Here is a 1,408-nt window from a genome sequence, read left to right on the forward strand (position 1 = left end):
TGCCCGAGGTGCCGGGGGCGTCGCGGCCGGCCCACGCCTGAGGGCGCGCGTCACCCACGCCTGAGGGCGCGCGTCACCCACGCCTGAGGGCGCGCGTCAGCGGGGCAGCGGATGGCCCAGGAGCATCGCGGGGGCGCCCGCGACGCGGGTCAGGAACACGGTGACCGCGTTGCGTCCCTGCGGCTTGGGCAGCGCCTTGCGGCGGAGCTCCTCCGGCTCGACCGCCGAGCCGCGCTTCTTCACGGTGAGGGTGCCGACCTGGCGCTCCCTCAGCAGCGCCTTCAGCCTCTTGACGTTGAAGGGGAGCACGTCGGTGATCTCGTACCCGGCGGCGTACGGGGTGGGACGGAGCTCGTCGGAGGTGACGAAGGCGATCGTCCCGTCGATGAGCCCGCCGCCGACCTCCTCGGCCACCTCGGCGACCAGGTGCGCGCGGATCACCGCGCCGTCCGGCTCGTACAGGTAACGGCCCACGGGGCGGACCTCCGGGTCGGGCAGCCCCCGGCCGAGCAGCCGGCGCGGACCGGGCAGCAGCGTGGCGCACACGGCTCCGGGCCGGGCGGCCTCGCCGAACCAGAGGACGGCCTCCTTCACGTCGCCGCCGTCCGAGATCCACTCCGCCTCGGCCGCGTCGGGCACCGCCTCGTGCGGGATGCCCGGGGCCACCTTCAGCGCGGCGGCGCGGGAGGCGCCGCGGGCGGCCTCCACCGCCCAGGACAGCGGCGGCGAGTAGGCCTCCGGGTCGAAGATCCGCCCCCGGCCGCCGCGGCGCGCCGGGTCCACGAACACCGCGTCGTGGCCGGCGGTGTCGACCTCGGTGACGTCGGCCTCCCGCACCTCGATCAGGTCGGTGAGGCCCAGCGCCTCGGCGTTGGCGCGGGCGACGGCGGCGGTCAGCGGGTCCCGGTCGACGGCCAGCACGCGGATGCCGGCCCGGGCGAGCGCGACGGCGTCGCCGCCGATGCCGCAGCAGAGGTCGGCGACGGAGCGGACGCCGAGGTCCGCGAAGCGGGCGGCGCGGTGGGCGGCGACCGTGGCGCGGGTGGACTGCTCGACGCCGTTGGGGGTGAAGAACATCCGCCGGGCGTCCTCCGCGCCGAACTTGGCGGCGGCGCGGGCGCGGAGGCGGGCCTGCGTGAGGGCGGCGGACACCAGCTCGGGGGAGTGGTCGCGCCGCAGCCGGGTGGCGGCGGCCAGTTCCCCGCCGGGCGCCACCTCCCGCACCTCGTCGAGGAGGGCGCGTCCCTCGGCGGTCAACAGCGCCGCGAAGGCGGCCAGGTGCTCAGCGGTCTCACTCACCGCCCCATTGTCCCCGCACGCTCCGCGGCCCCCGTCCCGCCCTGCCGCTCCGCGGCGCCGCGGGCGCGGCCCGCCGGGGCGGTCGCCGCGGGCCGGCCGCCGTGGGCCG

1 protein-coding gene is annotated in these 1,408 nt (G+C 78.3%); it reads right to left on the reverse strand.

The annotated features are described in order from the left end of the window. Nucleotides 1–96: 96 nt before the first annotated feature. A complete protein-coding gene (locus tag A2U95_RS22150) occupies nucleotides 97–1,299 on the reverse strand; it encodes a THUMP-like domain-containing protein (RefSeq protein ID WP_240957620.1) in 1,203 nt (400 codons plus the stop codon). Nucleotides 1,300–1,408: the final 109 nt, after the last annotated feature.

It is taken from the genome of Streptomyces chilikensis (assembly GCF_001642695.1).
Classification (GTDB): domain Bacteria; phylum Actinomycetota; class Actinomycetes; order Streptomycetales; family Streptomycetaceae; genus Streptomyces; species Streptomyces chilikensis.